Genomic DNA, 19,249 nt, shown 5'->3' with positions numbered 1-19,249 from the left:
TAAGATAATTTAATCTGACTTTTATGGTATAGAATAATTCGCCGTATAACAATAAGACCAAGAAGATTCTTGAACTTTTTTCATTCCACTAAATCCAATAGCACTTACATGAATAGGTGATATTGCGATTACACCATTAATTTGCTTAAACATGCTACCACTTAATAAAGCAAGTTCTCCTCCCTTGGATATACCACATAGTGCTATTTTTTTATATCCTTCCTGCTTCATATGTTTTACTACATTTTCTATAGTTTCTAATGGTACTTTAACAAACTTTTTAGGTAACCCTTTAAATTTCCAATAAGCAATTGCGATACTTGTTATGCCTATTCCATTAAAGTATTCAGCCATTTTACAAGCTAATTTGAAATTTCCATCACTACCTGTAAAACTAATTATGATTTTATCAGGATATTTATTGTCTTCAGGACAGAATTTTATACCATAAAAACCGTCCTGTTCAATACTATATTTCATCTCACTCCTCCAAACTCAATTATTCTTTTAAAACAAATCTTTAAAACTTCTTTTAACACTAACAAAATAATACAATGTTTTATTACATCTAATAAATCAACTGGAAAATTTTCATAACTTTTTAAACAAAGAAAAAAATAAATCCTCTCTTTTTCAGCTTAACTGCATATCAGAGGATTTATTTTAACTTATATTAATTTAAGCTATGTTTAAGAATAATATTGAAAATGATATATTTAAAAAGAACCTATAAATTGTCAACGGGTTCCGTTTAAAGGTAAAAAACTAAAAATCCCATAGCTTTTCATACTTAAAATCTCACATGTATTCACAGAAAAAATAACGTCTATAAAAAATTAATAGTCGTTCTTTTTCCTTCTCGTATTATATTAATTATACGTATAATATTATTTCTTTTGAAGCTCTAATAATTGGACAAATCCTTTAAATGTTTTTTTACTACAAACGAAACCAACTTCTTCAAAATTACTTATGATATCTAAAGTCGAATAAATCTTAACATCTCCTTCTTTAGACAACTTAATAAAGGGGTTTATAAGTAGTCTCAAAACATTAGGTAAATAAACTTCTGCTATATATAAACGACCGTCTTTTTTTAATATCCTATGACATTCTTTTGCAAATAAATGTACATTAGGGAAGTGATGATAAGCTGCACTTACTGTTATTACATCAAAAAAATTTCTCTCAAATCCAGTGTGCTCGCAATTGCTTTTTTTAAAACTTCCCTGTGGACATAGTAGTTTGGCATTTTTTATCATATTACCTGAAATATCTATACCAAAGCCTTTAATATCATTATTTTTTAAAAATCTGCTTACCAATTCTCCGTTGCCACAAGCGACATCTAAAAGCTTATAATTTTTTTGTAAAACAACTTCATTTTGTAAAATCTGTTTGAATTTTTCTGTAAATCTTCCATCAAAAGTATTATTATAATTATCAGCTTTTTTATCATAAGCTTTTTCTGATTTATCTTCTGCTCCCATATATCCTCCCGAAAAATATTAGCTCTCATAATATTACTAATATTTATTAATTTTTTTAAATTTACTAAAATTATTCCTAAAAATTCACTCATTAAATTTGTATTTTTTTATTAATTATATAATGACTAACTTACATACTATTAAAATTCTAATTCCTATAATATAAACATTAAAAACAATACTATCACAGTTTTAATAGCATCTCTTTTCAATAATAGATATGAGGATCCAAATATAAATCCTAAAACCATTGATAATATACCTGTAACAATATCTCCTTTTGTTGCAAAGTGTCCTGCCCCCATGTTAACGCACATAATATGCCTCCATACGGAATATTAGGGTTTTTAAACCATTTTTCAAAAGCAAGTTATCCAAATATAATAATTTCAGTAAACATACAAGTTTCGAAAAAGTAATATAAATACTGAAAAACAAACCTAATCAAACCTAAATTAATAAATTCTTTAACTGGTTTAAATCCATTCCATAAAATATAGGATGATACAATGCAAATTATAATACATACAATAATTACACTCCACCTCCATACCTCTACTTTTTTACTATTACCCTTAATAGAAAATTCTACTTTTCTTTGTGCATATAGCAAAATAAAATATAGTGCTATACTCCAAGATATGCAAGTTAAAGTCCAATGAATTATCATTTGTTCTGGTCTCCACTTTTGCATTTGTACTCCATATATCAATGGCTCAAGTAATACACCATATAATAATTCAATACACAAACTTGCAAAAATAAGTATCGTAAATTTAAAGTAATCCCACCCTTTAATCAAAAGTAATTTTCCCATAACCCTCTCCATTTGATGAATAATTTAACACAATTAGGCACTACTTTCTTATTTAATTATACATAAATAATGGTAAATATTAAACATTATTTACTATTAAATATAAATTGTTTAATCTACTATGGTAGGCATTTATATGTTGCATATGATATATCTTCTTTTTATATTTACCAGTCTCTATTTGCTGCATTTCAACATCGAAGTTATTTTTACTACAACAGGCTATAAATTCAAAGCTTAATAATTAATTCGTTTATCTATTTAATTATACTAAAATAAAGGATTTTAAAAGTGTTAAACCAATATTTGTATAAAGGTGTTTTTATTTACATATTATATTGGAATTACGATATATAATTCCAGTATAATAAAAATATAAACTAATTACTAATAGTATTAAATTATTTTACACTTAGTATTGGGGAGGGAGCAATGAATAAAAAAAGAAAATTTATAAGTTTAATTTTGATAATGAGTATAGGTATTTTAGTATTATATCTCATTAATACTTTCATGTTTGGAAATATAAAAAATGTTAATCAGATTATCAATGAATCCGAAGTATATAGTAAAAAAGATATTGAAAAAGCAATGATAACTGCTAAACGTCAATTTAAATTTGGTTTTAGAGGCTGCAAATTAACGGATTTATGGTATGACGATGATATTAACCTATCATCAGCAAGTTCGTGGGCAAGTCAATATAATGCTGATGAGGCGATAGTTTTATTATCAAATTTTGATGTAGGTTCATCAGGTGGCGATGGTAGCTTAAATCCTAATGATACTTATAGCGACTGGCAATGGATTTTAGTTCGTAACAAAGGAGATATAAACTGGAAACTTAAAACCTGGGGATATTAAGTTTAATTTATAGATTTAATTTGATAAACAATTTTAATTTATTAAGATTTAGAATAAAAGTGGACAAATAGTAATGATATGCTCCTCCACTTTTTTCAGCAGGGACACTTTTAGTAACATTTCCTTAGTTGCTAATTAGAGGACAGGACGCCTTTCTAGTCCTCATTAGCACCAGTAAATATCACCAAAAGACGGTGCTAGGGATTAAATATAATAATGTGTATATTTAGATTAACTTAAAGATTGTTATGAAAGTGACCTTTAACATTATATTATTTCAAATCTATTCGCTAACTTAGATTTTTACTATCATTTAATAAAAATTTTATTTAATTACACATTTTTTCATTATAAAGATGCAAAAATATATCCTATACCTACCATTAATACATTACTTATACTATGCATTAATATAGGATAAACTATACTCTGGCTTCGTATGTATGCATAACCATAGGCTATACCTAGAACAAAAGCATAAATTAATTGAAATAAATCTAGGTTTATAATAAATGGATATAAAGACCAACTTATATGTGCAACGGAGAAAAATAATGCTGAGATAATTATTTCTAATGGAATATTCCAAGTTTTTATACTAATCTTTTTATTGCTACCAAATATAAATATTAATAATGTTATAGGCAATGCTCTAAATAATATTTCCTCTGATGTACCAGATAAAAAAAATTGAAACCCTAAAGTACAAATAATATTTTTTGTATTTAATTTATAGTTATATGAGGCAATTTTATTAAAATAATATCCACTTATATAAGTAAGTATTACATATATAAACATTATTGATGAAAATATTAAAATATATTTTACACCAATCTTTATACTTCCAATTTTTAAATTAAAATCTAGATTTAATTTCCTAGATAAGAATATTATTATAACCAATCCAACAAGCAATTGTATAATATGATGAACAGAAATCCATGCAAATACACCATCTTTATCTATTGTATTATAATTGAATAAATTTGCTATAAATCCAGCAAATTTACTTGTTAATTGTTGAATAACAAATATCCCAATTACAAGAAGTACTTTCAATTCTCTTCTTTCAGAAAACAAATTTCTATCCCCCTAATTACTATTTGTGTGTTAGTTAATTTTTTTACGCTTACAAATAAATACCCTCCACTATTAAATTTCTATAGTGATAGGGTACCATTTACTTTAAACTAATTATAGATGTCATATTTTAAAATTACTCTATTTCAATATTGAATCTTAACTCTTTATACATTTTTTCTATATTTTCTTCTGTAGTAAATCCATTTGCAGCACCATCTTCTCCTATTTTATATGACGCAAACACTTCAGCTCTCTTTAATGCTTCAATTGGGCTATTTCCCTTTATATAATAGTGAATAAATGAACTAAATAATGCATCTCCAGCTCCTACTGTATTTACAACTTCTCTTGTATCCACTGCATCAATTGTGTATAACTTATCTTCTTCACGAACATACATCATAGCACCTTTTTTACCTTGTCCCATAACAATTATTTTAGCATTAAATTTATTCTTTAATTGCGTTATAAACTTCTTGCTTTCACAAGGAATTTGTTCATCACTTAAAAACAAAATATCTGCATTCTCCATAAAATCCCTATTATATTCATCTTCTATATTACTTAAAACATGTACATCTGTAGCGATTAATACACCTTTCTTTTTTGCTACTTTTAATAAAGGTCTTGAGAAATTTATATTACACGCTATTACTACAGAGCAATCTTCGACTGCCTTTTCTAGCACTTCTTCATCCAATGTTTTATCTTGAATATCTTTTAAATCACAATAAATCGATCTCTTCCCTGTTTGGTCATATAAAACTATAGATTGTGGTGTACTTTTTAAATCAGTACTTATATACTCAGTACTCCAGCCTTCTTTTTTAAAAGTATTTATTACTCTCTCTCCATCATCATCTCTAGCTATTAAAGACACTACTTTAACCTCTTCATTTAGAGTACTTAAAGCTTTAGGGATATTAACACCAACACCAGATACCGATGAGTTTATTCCGAAAAAAGGATAATCTATTGGAAAATAATCAATTGGAAATCCTTTAACCTTTAATGTTGTTTCAATATTAATTAATCCTGATACTAAAATTTTGTTCATCTTTTTAACCTCTCTTACTCTTTTATTTATATTTATTTTGTACTTTGAATACCTTATACATAATTCAAAATATATAAACTCTTAATACAATTAAACTTACTTATTATAAATTACTTTATATACATTTTGAACTAATTCTACTTTTTAGTTTTCTTTTTATATATAAATATTTTTTAACTCCAGTAAATTCTCATCTAAAATATATTTAACACTTTCATCCCTTTCATAATCCTTTGACAGATTACTATGAATGTAGATAGCATCAATATTGTACTTTAAAGCACCTTTAATATCCGTATTCCACTCATTCCCTATAAATACTGTTTCACACGCTTTAATATTAAATTTTTTAAAAGCTTCATCGTATATTCTTTCATGGGGTTCAAAGTATCCTACATCTGAATAAAAAAATATATCTCTAAAATATTCAATTAATCCAATTTTCCTTAATTCATATTCACTATAAATTCTTTGACCATTGGATATTATAAATAACTTATATTCGCTCTTTAACAGATAACTTAATATTTCAATACAGTTCTCATATGCTTAAATATATTTTGTTATTTTATCTCTAAATTTCATAAGATAAATTGTTGACCCTTTTAGTTCGTTATTTATTGAAATTGTTTACAAAATCTACTTTACAAATTAGAATTTAACGCTCAAAATAAATTAAGATTATTAAGTAACTATTTTTTCTGTTTGCATTTTAAAATACATCTATATCTTGTTATACCCAAGCTATATTTATCACCTAAGGATAATATATCGAAACCAAAATTTTTATAAAATCCAATAGCATCATCATCTGTTTCAGCTACAATTTTATTAGGTTGAAATGTCTTAATACAATAATTAATCAAAGAACTACCAATACCTGATTTTTGACAACTCTTAGTAACTGCAATTTGAAGTATTATAATTTCTTTAATATTACTGATATCTAAAATAATAATACCTTTATATGTATCATTATTTTTAATTGCAAATATTGCTGTATTCGAATCTGTAATGTACTTATCTGCTCGATTATTTAACCTTTCCTCTGTAGGGTTATAGATACTTTCAGCAAGAATTGACAATAAGTCTTTAGTTTTCAGTAGTGACTTAGCTTCAATAATCTGTTCCATAGTACCTCCATACAATAAAAAACATTTAGTTTACTTTTGATAATAATTTCATTTAACTTAAACTAATCATAAAATTCAAATTTATCAAGCATTAAAAAAATAACCTACCTCGTAAAATATTCTAATATTTATTAACTTATATATTTAATTATACATAAATAACATCAATATTTAAACATTTTTACCAATAATTAATCTTTACACCTCCTATTTTAAAATTCTCTATTTTGCACTGATGACTTTTGGCGTACTAGTTAGGCAACCTGTACCCAAAAATCATTTAAGTAGTAAGATTTTTTTACCTGTCTAAGGTGGACTAGTAGGACTAGTATTTTGGAGTTGTATATTTTTAGGAATAGTAAGGCTACCTGTCATTAAAATATATAATTGAGGAATACCTGTCCTAGCTGTCCAAAGGGGCGAAGTTTCGTGATTAAAAATAGTTAGAATTAACATAGATAGATTAGGATCCAGAGCTTGGGCAGAGCCCCATTATATTTATTTAGAGCTTCCAACATGGAAGGTTTCAGATTAAATAATAGCTCCCACCGGGTACCCTAAATAAGACTAGATTGATCCTATTACTATCTTAGATAATATAAGGCTCGCTTCATTTTAAGAGACTTATATTGCCTTAGAGAGTAAAGGTAATATCCTGTACTATTTCGGGTGGTGGATAAGGGCCCAAAGCATCAATTTACAGTATACTAATAGCAGCAATAGTAATAACAGCACTAACCGTAATAGTAGTAGGAATAATTCTTCTAAAGAGTATTTAATAGTAAATAACATAACAAAGAAAAACAATATATTATTATAAACATGAGAGGTGCGTTAGCACTTTGGTTTTAGTGGTTTGGCGTAAGCCAAACTTCCACTCTGCCAACTTTGAAAAAGTGGACTGCTACTGTCCGTAGGACTATATTTTAGAGCTTTAAAAAAATTCTTTTATACGTTCAGAGATAATTAATGGTAGATATGTTTTTATTAAATAAAGAAAAGAATAGATTTCAAGATAATAATAAATGAATTATTTTTAAAGGTTTCCTTCCCATAAGCGGAATAATGATTACCTGGAATGAAATATGATTTTTACTACTCAAAAGGAATACCTACAAAAATCTTATTTCATGTAAGATAATCTTTATGGAGCCTATAGGAGCTATGAAAAAGAAAAATTTAATTGATAAGATAATAAAACTAATGCATCAGAATGCAAAAGCATAAGTGAGTGAAAGGAACGGTAGCTTTTAGTATTATGATGTAATTGTTTTATTAAATATAATTAACATATATAGATTATGAGTAAGGTTTAAGGGCAGAGCCTTTTTATATTAAAATAGCTTAATGTAATCAAGATTTCCTTGCTGCCGCAGGCTATAAATTCAGAGCTTAATAATTAATTCGTTTATTCATGTATAGAAAAATTTAATTTGCAATATTGAATATAGGTAAAAGTATGAGAATGGTTTCTGGATTAGAGATAAATGAATTAAAGATTAAGGTTTCCTTTTTAAAAATAAATCCTCTCTTTTGCAGCTTAACTGCATATGAGAGGATTTATTTTAACACCTTAGATTAATTCATTATATTTTTTATAATTAAATCCATCGAAAAACGTTATACATTTTTCTAATATAAACTTTATTACTTCATCAGCTTCTAAAGTTTCATAAAAATCTAGCATTAATTTATTATACTCAACCTTATATCTAGCTGGTATAGAAAGTACTCCTATATCATTTGATAACAGGATAAGGTTTGATGAAAGTCTAGCTGTTCTCTTATTTCCATCATAAAAAAACTGACAGTAAGATAACCATAGATTAAGTATAATAGCTTTTTCAAGTAAATTATCTATAGAATTTATTTTATCTATATCAGCTTTAAATACTTCCTCTAAATCCTCATAATTAATGCACTTATATTCAACAGTACCTGCAATTCCAATGTTACCCTTTCTAAAGTCACCTACTATTAATGCCTCATCTTTAGCAACTTTACTATGAATATCACAAATAACTTCTTTGTTTAACTCTAAAGAATTTGTTCTACTCAAATTAACAACATAATCCCATGATGACTTTATATTTAGTATTTGATTTTGATCACTTAACTTATGGCCACCAACAGTAATGCCATCAAGTAATGTTTGTACCTCTGGGAAAGTAAATGGATTATTTTCCAAATTTCCCATATCATAAACAAACTCACTAATCATCTGCTTAACATAAGTTAAAATATATCTTTTATCTCCATGTGGTAATTCCTCTTTAAATTTATATCTATATCTAGGAATAAATGTATCCATAGCCAACACCTCAAATAAATATTTATTATTTTTCTCTTACTATTATACACCAAGATTATTCTAGCTTAAACAAAAATTGAATTATTGTTAAGCTGAAATTTCATAGCTAGTATTTATATTGTGACATTCCTCTCAAGGTTATAGTGTAAAGCTACTAACAACCTTAGTTGTCTTTTTAATATAATCATCTGCCAACCCATCAATGCCATCACAAATAAACTTTAAGCTACAGGTATCACAGTTCTTAATTATATTTTGCTCCACTAGTGAACACTTAAGCTCATCATTATATGTTGAATTTCTAATTGCTAAAGCAATTTCCTTTCTATCATAAGATTCTCCCTCTTCAGTGATTTTAATTTTATTAGATATCATAAAACCCACACTCCTTAAATTTTTCTCATTAAAGATATATGGTTTATAAAGTATTAATACAAATTCAAAGGATCTTTTTTATTAAAAAAACTCTTAACCTCTGATGTTTCCCGCATATTCTTTTATTCTTATATTCTTTTATATATGGGAATATAAGAATATCTATATAACCATTCTTATATTCCCATATATATTAAGTACGAAGGGAGTGTTTTAAGTGAGAAGAAAAAAAGGATTAATTATAGATCCAAGCGATATATGTTATGAAGAAGAATGTGAAGAAATAGGTCTTGAAGCACCTGGTGATATAAAAGGTAACTTAGTTCAAGGTTTTTCATTTACAAATGAGACAGTAAATTTTGCATCTGTACCTCCATCTACAACAGAATTAATCATTACTTCCACTGTCTCTATGATAGCGAATAAATCAGTATGAAAACTTACTGATTTATTTTTTTATAAACAAAGAACCTGTACTTCTCTCTTCAAAACCATATATATTATTTGGAGGTGATATTATGGAACATTTAGATCTTATATCATTAATAGGAAACACTGGCTTCCCAATAGCTATTACAGCCTATCTATTGATTAGACTAGAAAAGCAACTTACTTCACTATCAAATAGTATAAATACATTAAATACTATTGTTTCAGTAAAATTAGGTGCTGTTGTAAAAGATGAAAAAGACATTGCAGCATAATATAAAAAATCTGATAGACCAAAAAGTTTATCAGATTTTTTTATATTTTACTATTAACTTTTGATTTCTTCTTTTTAAACCATATATATTAAATACCAAGCTACAAGGAGGTGAAACAAATGGCAATTTCAAAAGAATTAAGAACAACTACTTTAAGTATTGAAGTGCAAAGTGGTATTGATAAAGATGGTAATCCATCATATAAGAAAAAGAATTTTTCAGGTATTAAAGGAGATGCTACACCAGAATCTCTAGTAACCGTTGCAGATGCAATTAAGTTAGTCTTAGCTAACCAAACTAGAGACACCTTAGTTAATGAAATATCTGCACTAGAAGCTAACGCTTAACTTTATTAATTCAAATCTCATAGAAAGGAGGAGAAAACATGGAATACTCATTACAAATGGTCTTTCTATGTGAGAGTGGTGAAAAAAGTTCAATTACAATATCTGAAGTAAAATCTGGACTTACAAACACAGATGTAATAGCCCTAATGGACACCATTATCGCAAGTAATATCTTTGCAACAAGTAAAGGTGCATTAATTAGTAAATACAGCGCTCAAGTTGTACAAAGAGAAGTTACAAAATGGGATCTTAACTAGTCAAAAGGCATTGGATTTGAAATCCAATGCCTTTTTGTAACTCAAAGAATTTTATATTTTGCTAATTAAATTCAGTATATTTTATTCTTTAGGAACTTCTTCATAATCACTTTCGTAGACTTCAATCTCCTCTTCATTATCCTTTTTATTAACAGAAAAATCATGTTCAAAAAACCATTTATAAGAACGTTTTGCAATTATTTTAGTTTCAACTAAATCTAGTCCACCACCAATAACTGCCCCTACTCCTGGAATAAGTTTCCCTAAATTTACAACTCCTTTTGTTCCAAATTTTGTTATAAAACGAAAGCCAACTTTTTGATTTATTTTAGTTAGGACTTTACCTGGTATTTTCTTTATCAATCCATTTGCAAATTTAACACCAAATTTAATACCAGCCTGTTTTATCACGTTATTGACTGCAACACCAGCAAGACAAGCATATACAAGTGTTTGAGTTTGGTCACTATCAAGGTCAAAGCCAGCCATATATGAAGTACAAGCTATCATACGCATTTGCACATAAATTACGCTAGTAATATTTGCAGGAAGAGTTACAGGCATAGTAATGAATCCACCAAATCCAGTAATAAACCCAGATGTTGCACATTTCGTAATTTGATTTCGTATCATTGCTTTACAAGCTTCTTCTTTGGTTTTATATTTTTTCAAATAATCGTTAGCCATTTCTTCTACACTAGGACTAACTTTTGGAATACCATTTAAACATTTTTCATAACAAGAATCTAAAATTTTCATTACATCTTCCTGTGCTATAACTGTTTTCTTTTCTTTTTCACTCATCTATCAAAATCCCTCTTTATAAATTTAATTTTCTCTTACCAAATAATTTAATTATACATGAAACATAAAATCATTTATATTTATTTCAATACCTGATTATTCAATTTCAGTTACTTGACTCAAGACATAAATATAATTCGTTTATGATACGTATTCTATAGTAATTACAAACACTTATATTTCAGTATTTATAAAAATAAGAAGCCAATTAATATATAATGACTTCTTATCTGTGATAAATTTATATAATATATTATTTATCTAAATATAACTAATAATTCATAAGTTTACATAAACAAATCATATGTCTGTATTTTTACTTTGGTTAGAAATAATATGAATTTTTTCTTATAGGGATATATTTCCATTAATTTCATTATCATTTAAAACTGGAGTAGTTAATATTTTCTCTTTCATAGAACTTTCTTTTTCTATATTTTTTTGAAACTTTCTTGCTCCTCTATTACTATCAAAGCTGAATAAAATTTTAATGACTAAACCAAAAATTAGTATTGTACCTATTGGAATAACACAAGAGGTAATAATCATAATTGCAATAGCATCTAAAAATGATATAAGTGTATCTTCTCCCTTTTTAATAATTTCAGATATTCCACTTCCTATTTTAGAAGTTAAATTTGATAAATAGTCTCCCACTTTATCCATCCAATTTTGATCTTCTTCAGAAAGATCTTCTTTCTTTTCTTCAATATATTCTTTGTTTTGTTCTGCAGTTTTAACTGTCTGCTCTATTGAGGTTTGATAAGAATTATATATTAAGTCGCTAACTTTAATGCTTGATGGAATTGCTATAAACAGAATCACCCCGAATATTGCTAATTTTATTGCAAGTGTTCTCATTACCTCCTTCTTTGTATACAAATAAAAAATTCCCAACACACAAGCAAAAGGAATAATATAAGTAAATGATATATAACCAACTACTGAAACTAACATCTTTTCCAATAAAATTGAACCTAAAATTAAAATGAAATAAGGAGCTAATTCCGCAATTTGATTAGCAATTGGCATTGAAGCATCTCCAGGTATAAGTGATAAAGCTGTCGAAGCTGCTGCTGCAGCTGCTGCAAGCTTCATAACTAAAGATTCTTTATCATTCAATGACTGTACTGTTGATGCATTAAAATCTGGTTGTGTTACTATTTTTGACACAACAAAAATAGATAATAGTGATATTAATAATAGTGCTATCATTACTATACTGCGTTTTGAAATATTAATTTTTTTTAATTTTATCACACTATATATCCCCCTTATAAAAATATTTATATTTAGCCTTATTGTTTATACTCAGTTAATATTATTTTTATATAACCTAAATAAATTTATAATATATCCTATATATGTAAATTCTATACAATAAATAAAATTCCTTTTTTTGTTTTACTGTATAATTTGTACTACTCTAACCTTCTCATTTTTATATAAACATAAATACCTCCATCAACATCATTAAATACAACATCATGGCCAGTATAAATAAACCATGGATAAAGCTTCTCAAAGACTTCTCTTTCTCCTTGGTTTTGTGATAGTTCATATAATTTTTTATTTGAATACTTATAATCATTAATATGGTGGTGGATTCTTGTTTTTGTTCTTTTATAATCTGTAGCTTCCCTATATTCTAAAACTGATATATATTTTAGCTCGCTAAATCCATTCTTCTTCCTAAAGTTTTTAATTCAACCATAGTTACCTCTTCCTATTACATTCAATAAAACTGAAACTCAATTCTAAGCCAAGTTAGCATACTTCTTAAAACCTCGAATTATAAAATCTATTTTAATAATGAAAAATAGTTAACACTAATTCTCTTATTCTTTTATTTATATCATTTACGAGTATATTATTTTAAAGTATTAACTTTTTTTAAAAACCCTAAATCATTGTATAACAACCATTTAGGGCATCTATTTCTAAACTAATTTTTGTTCAAAAATGTTATCTAAATTAACCTTCTTAATCCTATCATTAATTTCATCCTTATCAGTGGTATAAAGACCTAACTCTTGCATTCTCTTAAAATAACTAGCTCCAGCAAAAGTATACCTATCCTTTCTGCCCTCCCTAGTTTCAGCCTTTTCATTAGCAAAAGAAATCAAATCACCTATAGCTATAGAAGAAGGTAAAATCAATAATGGCATTCCCATCATTAACCTTACAGCATTATGACCTGCTAAGCTACCTGTACATATAGCTTCAGTATGACCAACAAAAAGTCCAGCCTTTTCACCAGCACATAAAAGATTATCAACACCAACAACCTTCATATCATTAGTCCTTGGTGCCACAGATAAATACCTTATAGAGTTACCCTTACTTCCTGCATAAGGATCAACATACTTAGCATATTCAAGACCTGGAATCTTTCTTAGCTTTTCAAGTGGATAATAAGTTGTCATAAGCTTAGCATGACCAGTATCAAGTAAAACTATATTCTCTGCAAACTCTTTAAGTGCATATTGTTGACATACCTTTGTACTAAGCTTACCATAGTTTACATCCTCTGCAGGAACCTTTAAAACAACAACACCTGTTTTGTCTAATTGTTCCCTGATTTCATTAGATAAACTTTCCTTTGCAAGCTTACAAGATCCAGAAAATGCTCCAAGGGCATCACCATTTCTTTCACCTTGAATATCAGAAACTCCACACCTAGCACTTATACTTAATCTTGGTCCAAAAGCAGGACAACGTAAAATACACATAGAACATCCATTACCATATCTTAAACAATTACCCATAGGCCCTGTTGAGCCCGTTGTTTCAATAAATACATCACCTTTAACATAAGTGTCATCACTTAATAATATTCCCCTTATTTTTTTATTTTCAACATCAACATCTTTAACACGACTCTCTAAATGAAGATGTATTCCTAATGATTTTAAATGATCCCTTACTACACCTTCAATAATATTTACATCATAAAGAGTTGCATGTTTATGACCAGGGAATTCTATATTAGCATGCCTTGCACACTTATCTGTTAATTTTATTAAATCTCCTCCACCTAAAGCTATAAGTTCTTCTGATGCAGTATAACGACCATTATTCCTCATTATACCGCCAACATTACCAAGCCCAAGTAAAAGGTCCGTCTTTTCATATAAATGAACTTCTGCTCCAGCTTTCTTTGCTGTTATTGCAGCAGCACAGCCTGACCAGCCCCCACCAACAACTACTACCTTCATATTAATCTCCTCCCCTCAAAAATACCTCTTGGACTAGCTTGTACTTTACAAAATCTCTTTACTCTATGACCTGCAAATCTAGCTGTACAACTTCCACATACACCTTCACCACAACACATCTTAAAATTGTTACAGCATGATAAATCTATATCTTGTCTTTCCAAGGAATCTAAAAAATCAATAACACTATAAGTTAATATATCTGCTCCAGCTATATGGATTAAAGATATATTATTATATTTGACAATAGATTTTATAGCAACCTTACCCTCTGGTGATAACTCTCCTTTTTCTATCAAATTCATCTCCTGAGGTACTATATTTAATTTATCTAACCACTCCGAAACATATATATCCCTAAAAGGTTGCTTATCTAATATAAGTGTTACTGTATTACCATTTTCCACCAACCTGTCAATTACCGGCATCATAGGTGCCATACCAATACCTCTAGCAATAACTAAAGTCTCATTATTTTTTTGTTTTCTTATGTTTTTTAATCCAAATACTCCGTTCCAATAAGGACCTCTTATTGTTATACTTCCTCCAGATTCTATATTTAATAACTGCTTAGTTTTAATTCCTCTTACTTCTATCATTATTGAAATTATATTAGTTTCAATATTTGACTCTAAAATAGAAATAGGGACATCAAAATACACATTTTCTTCACTTCTAACAAAAATAAAGCTACCAGGCCTTGCTAAATCTATTACAAGCTTATGTGGTGCTTCAAATTTAATTAATAATACATTATCTGGATATAATATTTTTTCACATACTTTGCAAGTATAAGTTTTCCTTTGCTCTTTCGCCTTATTTCCATTGTCATGAAATTCTTGATATATACATACTCCCTTCCAGTTTAAACAATCACAAAAATGACCTCCTTGCAATTGAGAACAAAGAATACATTCACCACTTTCAGCTAAATGACATGGGCAAAACTCAGTTCCTGCATCTATACAATCAATTGTCTCCTTAAACATTTAGACTCCTAAAGTAATACTATACACTATATAGATTATTTCAAAAATTTCTTTTTGTTACTATAAGTCGCCTGATATATAAAATATTCTACTATTTTTTAATAAATAAAATTATTATATATTTAATAACCACTTACCTAGACAATGAATATAATATAGAAATATAAAAAGCCACAACATATATAAAATAGTTTCCTATCTTATATATGTTGCGGCAAAACCTATCTTTTAATCTTCAACTAAATTTCCTGCAATTACTCTTTCTTTACTTTTCCAGAATACTACTGCAGATATTATTACTAATAAGCAGAATCCTGCATATACCCAGAATAACTGGTTCCCCATACTACCAAATAGAATTATTAATGATCCTATTATAGCTAGTGTTGGATTTATTATAGAATTCCAAATTCCTTTTATTTCTCTACTTCTTCCTAATTGGAATACCTTGAAGTATAAAATAATATATAAAGTGTAACTCATTGTAATTGATATTTCTGATATATCAGAATTTGGAAGAACTCCAAACTTAGTTGTTATATAATGAACAACAAACCATACTGTACATATTGTAAATGCAACTAAAGCAGAATTTACAGGCATTAGTACTTTTTCATTTACTTTAGAAACAAACTCTGAATTAGGGAACATATTTCTTTCTGCTAAAGAATGTGGTAATCTTATCATCCCTAAAGTTAATCCATTAATTGTTCCTATTATAGATATTACTACAAATACTACTACTATTTTAGCTCCCCATGGACCTAATAAGTTAGTAGCTGCTAAATCAACGTGAGCATCACCAAGAGCCATAATTGTTTCTGGTCCTATGTAAATGCTTATTCCAACAAAGTATAATACGTACACAATTAAAATAAATATAGGTGCTATTATTAAAGCCTTTGGTAAATTTCTTTTTGAATCTTTTATTTCATGACCTATAGATGTAGCAACTACCCATCCATCAAATGAAAAAGCAATTGGTGCTATAGCAGCAATCCATCCAACTGATTGCATTGATGTCACATGGCTTAATGAGATATTACTTACATCACCAAAAATTAAACCTGCAATTGCAATTAAAGCTAATGGTATTAATTTTATAATAGTAGATGCATTTTGGAATAATCCACCTAACTTTGCAGATAAAGTATTCATTACAAATAAGAATGCCATAACAGCAAATCCTATTAACATTTGTACTTCTAATGTACCTTCCACTCCAAATAACATACATATGTATATTCCTGCAACCCAAGAAACAACTGCTATTAGAGTAGGGAAATATAAAAATGTTTGGAACCATCCAAATGCACATGCTAATGATTTATTATAATTTTCTTCAGCATATGCTATTAATCCACCTGATTGTGAACTTCTAGAAGCAAGTTGTGATATTGTTAAACTTCCAAATATTATTGCAATAGCCGCTATACAAAATACTAATACTCCTAGGGCAATACTTCCCCCTGTGGCCACTAGTATATTGTCACTTTTAAAGAATATTCCAGATCCTATAACTATACCAACTATCATAGCTATGGCTGTAAATAATCCATATTCGTTTTTCTTCATGTTTTTCCCCCCAATGTTTTTTCATAACTTTTTCTTAAGAATAAATTTTATTTTCACCTTTCATCTCCTATGAAAACAAAGGTGAATCTTTCTATTATCTGCTAGGTTTTTATTAATATATCATGAAACTTTGCTTTAGTAAATATTACATTGTATTTTTTTTATTTTATTCGTTTTCTTTAGATACTTTTAACAAACTATTATAATATTATTTAAAAATTTCCTCACCCATTTGAACAAAACTTTGTAAAGCCATAAAGAATTTTATATCGCATCTTTCACCACTATTTAATATTTTAATAGCATCTTCTTTAGATAATAGTATAGTTTCTATGTCTTCATCATCTTCTAAATTTTCATCTGATATTTTTCCTGAACATGTACAATAAACTAAAGAAACTGATTCATCTGTCATTCCTGGTGATAAGTATAATTTTTGTCCAATTTTATCTTTTATAACTTCTTCTAAATCTAATCCTGTTTCTTCCTTTAGCTCTCTTTTTACTGTTGATATAATATCATCATTATTATCTATTAAACCAGCTGGTAATTCATAAACATAATTATTTAGAGGTATTCTAAATTGTTTTATTGCAACTAACTTCTTTTCATCTTTATGATATGCCAATATAACAACTGCATCAACTTTATCTTCTTTTCCATTAAAAAATTGTTCCTCTAATGCTTCTTTACTTTTTCTAGTGGCAATAGTCCATGTTTTTTTATTTCCATCTTTATTAGTATAATTTGCATTATACAGACTTAAAAATTTAGTTTGTACTAATGTTTCTAGGTTTTGTACTTTATTTTTCATTTTAATATTCTCCTTCATTTTATCCTGTATCCATATATATTTTTTATAATACTACCTTAAAAGTAGCTTTATTATTATAACTTATATATTATATTTTATAACATAAATTCATACAATAAAAGAAAAAAGCACTAATAATTAGTGCTTCCTTTATTAACAATTTTGTCAAACTCATTTTGTGACATATCTTTTCCACAAATCAATGCTTTTTTCAATAATTCTTCTCCTTGATTATTTAAAGCAACTTTACCTATTATATCTCCAGAATTTTTATTTATTGTATTAAAAACTTCTACTTCTATAGCGCCTTCACCTTTAAATCCATATTCAAAATCACAATCTTCAATAATACTTCCTAGGCTAATAAATTCTGATGATTTTGTAATATCCTTTATATTATCACTCTTAAAGCAATAATTATCTGTAACATACTTATATATCTTTTCTGTAACATTCCATCTATCACTACAATTTAAGACAACTATAATTATATTTCTTCCTTCATGTTTTATTGAAGATACCAAACACTTTCCAGCTTGACCTGTATATCCAGTTTTAACTCCATTTGCTTCTGGAATTTTATATAAAATTTTATTTATATTGTTGTAATCTCTTGTAAAATTAGAAGTATCTTTAGTTATAGTTTTTGTTCCACAAATTTGACAAAATAAATCACTTTCCATTGCTTTTGTAGTTAAAAGAGCTAAATCATATGCACATGTATAATGTTTAGGGCTATCTAAGCCATGTGGACTTTCAAAGTGTGAATTTATTAATCCTAAACTAATAGCATAATCATTCATTATCTTTGCAAAACCTTCAATACTTCCTCCTATATCTTCAGCAATTGCTATTGCTGCATCATTACCTGATTTATACATTAATCCATATAGTAATTCTCTTAATTTTATTTTTTCTCCTGCTACATATCCTACTTTTGATCCTCTAATAGATGCTGCATTTTTACTTATAGTAACTTCTCTATCTAAGTCTCCATGGGTTATTGCAACTAAAGCTGTAAGGATTTTTGTTGTGCTGGCCATTGGTACTATTTCGTCAGCATTTTGTTCAAACAAAACTTGCTTTGTCTTACTATCTAATGCTATTGCATTTCTTGCTGAGACTCTAATATTATTTAGTATATTATTCATATCTACATCATCTATTTCATCATCTTCAAGTATTGCTATGTTATTATCATCATCATCCTCTTCAAAACATTGAGCATATACACAATTGCTTAATAATTGGGAAATTATTAAAAATAAACTCAAAGTTATTCCTATGATTTTAAATTTCATCATTAGTATCACTCCTATTTTCTCCTTACACATGTAGTATTTTCATTTATAAAAATTTTAAACCTAAATAATAAATTTTTATGATTTATATTTTATTTTTGTGGAAA

21 protein-coding genes are annotated in these 19,249 nt (G+C 27.5%); 5 read left to right on the top strand and 16 right to left on the bottom strand.

Annotated features, from left to right (window positions below; all coding sequences use genetic code 11):
- Positions 1–21 precede the first annotated feature (21 nt).
- The 4 genes from I2E98_RS06300 to I2E98_RS06285 form a co-directional block, all read right to left on the bottom strand.
- Positions 22–480 (bottom strand): acyl-CoA thioester hydrolase/BAAT C-terminal domain-containing protein, encoded by a 459-nt coding sequence (locus I2E98_RS06300; protein WP_195468114.1) that lies wholly within the window; start codon positions 478–480, stop codon positions 22–24.
- 407 nt (positions 481–887) lie between these two features.
- Positions 888–1,490: a class I SAM-dependent methyltransferase gene (locus I2E98_RS06295; RefSeq protein ID WP_195468113.1), complete on the bottom strand. Its 603-nt coding sequence runs from the start codon at positions 1,488–1,490 to the stop codon at positions 888–890.
- A gap of 155 nt (positions 1,491–1,645) precedes the next feature.
- Positions 1,646–1,807, bottom strand: a complete 162-nt coding sequence (locus I2E98_RS06290) for a hypothetical protein (protein WP_195468112.1) — start codon at positions 1,805–1,807, stop codon at positions 1,646–1,648.
- 53 nt (positions 1,808–1,860) lie between these two features.
- Complete coding sequence (locus I2E98_RS06285; RefSeq protein WP_195468111.1) at positions 1,861–2,307, bottom strand: hypothetical protein; 447 nt, start codon at positions 2,305–2,307, stop codon at positions 1,861–1,863.
- 432 nt (positions 2,308–2,739) lie between these two features.
- Here I2E98_RS06285 and I2E98_RS06280 point away from each other — a divergent pair, with 432 nt between their 5' ends.
- On the top strand, positions 2,740–3,171 hold the full coding sequence (locus tag I2E98_RS06280; protein WP_243250980.1) for a hypothetical protein: 432 nt from the start codon (positions 2,740–2,742) through the stop codon (positions 3,169–3,171).
- Positions 3,172–3,519: 348 nt separating this feature from the next.
- On the opposite strand, the gene I2E98_RS06275 is transcribed toward I2E98_RS06280, so the two are convergent.
- The 5 genes from I2E98_RS06275 to I2E98_RS06250 all read right to left on the bottom strand — a co-directional run bounded on the left by I2E98_RS06275 (position 3,520) and on the right by I2E98_RS06250 (position 9,133).
- Entirely contained in the window at positions 3,520–4,254 is a 735-nt protein-coding gene (locus tag I2E98_RS06275; RefSeq protein WP_195468110.1) for a CPBP family intramembrane glutamic endopeptidase, read from the bottom strand.
- A 136-nt stretch (positions 4,255–4,390) separates the two neighbouring features.
- A complete protein-coding gene (locus I2E98_RS06270; protein WP_195468109.1) occupies positions 4,391–5,314 on the bottom strand; it encodes a carbohydrate kinase family protein in 924 nt (307 codons plus the stop codon).
- A gap of 692 nt (positions 5,315–6,006) precedes the next feature.
- Positions 6,007–6,447 (bottom strand): GNAT family N-acetyltransferase, encoded by a 441-nt coding sequence (locus tag I2E98_RS06260; protein ID WP_195468108.1) that lies wholly within the window; start codon positions 6,445–6,447, stop codon positions 6,007–6,009.
- Between the two features lie 1,573 nt (positions 6,448–8,020).
- Positions 8,021–8,758, bottom strand: coding sequence for a Fic family protein (locus tag I2E98_RS06255; protein ID WP_195468107.1), 738 nt, complete (start codon positions 8,756–8,758; stop codon positions 8,021–8,023).
- A gap of 138 nt (positions 8,759–8,896) precedes the next feature.
- Positions 8,897–9,133, bottom strand: coding sequence for a hypothetical protein (locus tag I2E98_RS06250; RefSeq protein WP_195468106.1), 237 nt, complete (start codon positions 9,131–9,133; stop codon positions 8,897–8,899).
- Between the two features lie 217 nt (positions 9,134–9,350).
- Here I2E98_RS06250 and I2E98_RS06245 point away from each other — a divergent pair, with 217 nt between their 5' ends.
- From I2E98_RS06245 to I2E98_RS06230, 4 genes are all read left to right on the top strand, one after another.
- Positions 9,351–9,569 (top strand): hypothetical protein, encoded by a 219-nt coding sequence (locus I2E98_RS06245; protein ID WP_195468105.1) that lies wholly within the window; start codon positions 9,351–9,353, stop codon positions 9,567–9,569.
- Positions 9,570–9,651: 82 nt separating this feature from the next.
- Complete coding sequence (locus I2E98_RS06240; RefSeq protein ID WP_195468104.1) at positions 9,652–9,837, top strand: YvrJ family protein; 186 nt, start codon at positions 9,652–9,654, stop codon at positions 9,835–9,837.
- Positions 9,838–9,956: 119 nt separating this feature from the next.
- Positions 9,957–10,184, top strand: coding sequence for a DUF1659 domain-containing protein (locus I2E98_RS06235; RefSeq protein WP_195468103.1), 228 nt, complete (start codon positions 9,957–9,959; stop codon positions 10,182–10,184).
- 38 nt (positions 10,185–10,222) lie between these two features.
- Positions 10,223–10,441: a DUF2922 domain-containing protein gene (locus tag I2E98_RS06230; protein ID WP_195468102.1), complete on the top strand. Its 219-nt coding sequence runs from the start codon at positions 10,223–10,225 to the stop codon at positions 10,439–10,441.
- A gap of 81 nt (positions 10,442–10,522) precedes the next feature.
- On the opposite strand, the gene I2E98_RS06225 is transcribed toward I2E98_RS06230, so the two are convergent.
- From I2E98_RS06225 to I2E98_RS06195, 7 genes are all read right to left on the bottom strand, one after another.
- Positions 10,523–11,245: an EcsC family protein gene (locus I2E98_RS06225; RefSeq protein WP_195468101.1), complete on the bottom strand. Its 723-nt coding sequence runs from the start codon at positions 11,243–11,245 to the stop codon at positions 10,523–10,525.
- 348 nt (positions 11,246–11,593) lie between these two features.
- Positions 11,594–12,505: a hypothetical protein gene (locus tag I2E98_RS06220; RefSeq protein ID WP_195468100.1), complete on the bottom strand. Its 912-nt coding sequence runs from the start codon at positions 12,503–12,505 to the stop codon at positions 11,594–11,596.
- Positions 12,506–13,185: 680 nt separating this feature from the next.
- Positions 13,186–14,463: an FAD-dependent oxidoreductase gene (locus I2E98_RS06215; protein WP_195468099.1), complete on the bottom strand. Its 1,278-nt coding sequence runs from the start codon at positions 14,461–14,463 to the stop codon at positions 13,186–13,188.
- Positions 14,460–15,452, bottom strand: coding sequence for a sulfide/dihydroorotate dehydrogenase-like FAD/NAD-binding protein (locus I2E98_RS06210; RefSeq protein WP_195468098.1), 993 nt, complete (start codon positions 15,450–15,452; stop codon positions 14,460–14,462). The genes I2E98_RS06215 and I2E98_RS06210 overlap by 4 nt, the downstream gene beginning before the upstream one ends.
- A gap of 228 nt (positions 15,453–15,680) precedes the next feature.
- Entirely contained in the window at positions 15,681–17,027 is a 1,347-nt protein-coding gene (locus tag I2E98_RS06205) for an APC family permease (RefSeq protein WP_195468097.1), read from the bottom strand.
- A gap of 208 nt (positions 17,028–17,235) precedes the next feature.
- Entirely contained in the window at positions 17,236–17,841 is a 606-nt protein-coding gene (locus tag I2E98_RS06200) for an NUDIX hydrolase (RefSeq protein ID WP_195468096.1), read from the bottom strand.
- Between the two features lie 131 nt (positions 17,842–17,972).
- Positions 17,973–19,142 (bottom strand): D-alanyl-D-alanine carboxypeptidase family protein, encoded by a 1,170-nt coding sequence (locus I2E98_RS06195; RefSeq protein WP_195468144.1) that lies wholly within the window; start codon positions 19,140–19,142, stop codon positions 17,973–17,975.
- Between the last annotated feature and the right edge of the window lie 107 nt (positions 19,143–19,249).

Origin of the sequence: Clostridium sp. D43t1_170807_H7 (assembly GCF_015555905.1) — a bacterium.
In the GTDB taxonomy this organism is placed as follows: domain Bacteria; phylum Bacillota; class Clostridia; order Clostridiales; family Clostridiaceae; genus Clostridium.
The sequence above is the reverse complement of the archived record's forward strand: the minus strand, read 5'-3'. Positions and strand labels throughout refer to the sequence as shown.

Bases quoted from the DNA above. Each gene is read 5' to 3' on its own strand.
- I2E98_RS06300 (WP_195468114.1), bottom strand. From the start codon at position 480: ATGAAATATAGTATTGAACAGGACGGTTTTTATGGTATAAAATTCTGT.
- I2E98_RS06295 (WP_195468113.1), bottom strand. From the start codon at position 1,490: ATGGGAGCAGAAGATAAATCAGAAAAAGCTTATGATAAAAAAGCTGAT.
- I2E98_RS06290 (WP_195468112.1), bottom strand. From the start codon at position 1,807: ATGTGCGTTAACATGGGGGCAGGACACTTTGCAACAAAAGGAGATATT.
- I2E98_RS06285 (WP_195468111.1), bottom strand. From the start codon at position 2,307: ATGGGAAAATTACTTTTGATTAAAGGGTGGGATTACTTTAAATTTACG.
- I2E98_RS06280 (WP_243250980.1), top strand. From the start codon at position 2,740: ATGAATAAAAAAAGAAAATTTATAAGTTTAATTTTGATAATGAGTATA.
- I2E98_RS06270 (WP_195468109.1), bottom strand. From the start codon at position 5,314: ATGAACAAAATTTTAGTATCAGGATTAATTAATATTGAAACAACATTA.
- I2E98_RS06260 (WP_195468108.1), bottom strand. From the start codon at position 6,447: ATGGAACAGATTATTGAAGCTAAGTCACTACTGAAAACTAAAGACTTA.
- I2E98_RS06255 (WP_195468107.1), bottom strand. From the start codon at position 8,758: ATGGATACATTTATTCCTAGATATAGATATAAATTTAAAGAGGAATTA.
- I2E98_RS06250 (WP_195468106.1), bottom strand. From the start codon at position 9,133: ATGATATCTAATAAAATTAAAATCACTGAAGAGGGAGAATCTTATGAT.
- I2E98_RS06240 (WP_195468104.1), top strand. From the start codon at position 9,652: ATGGAACATTTAGATCTTATATCATTAATAGGAAACACTGGCTTCCCA.
- I2E98_RS06235 (WP_195468103.1), top strand. From the start codon at position 9,957: ATGGCAATTTCAAAAGAATTAAGAACAACTACTTTAAGTATTGAAGTG.
- I2E98_RS06230 (WP_195468102.1), top strand. From the start codon at position 10,223: ATGGAATACTCATTACAAATGGTCTTTCTATGTGAGAGTGGTGAAAAA.
- I2E98_RS06225 (WP_195468101.1), bottom strand. From the start codon at position 11,245: ATGAGTGAAAAAGAAAAGAAAACAGTTATAGCACAGGAAGATGTAATG.
- I2E98_RS06215 (WP_195468099.1), bottom strand. From the start codon at position 14,463: ATGAAGGTAGTAGTTGTTGGTGGGGGCTGGTCAGGCTGTGCTGCTGCA.
- I2E98_RS06210 (WP_195468098.1), bottom strand. From the start codon at position 15,452: ATGTTTAAGGAGACAATTGATTGTATAGATGCAGGAACTGAGTTTTGC.
- I2E98_RS06205 (WP_195468097.1), bottom strand. From the start codon at position 17,027: ATGAAGAAAAACGAATATGGATTATTTACAGCCATAGCTATGATAGTT.
- I2E98_RS06200 (WP_195468096.1), bottom strand. From the start codon at position 17,841: ATGAAAAATAAAGTACAAAACCTAGAAACATTAGTACAAACTAAATTT.
- I2E98_RS06195 (WP_195468144.1), bottom strand. From the start codon at position 19,142: ATGAAATTTAAAATCATAGGAATAACTTTGAGTTTATTTTTAATAATT.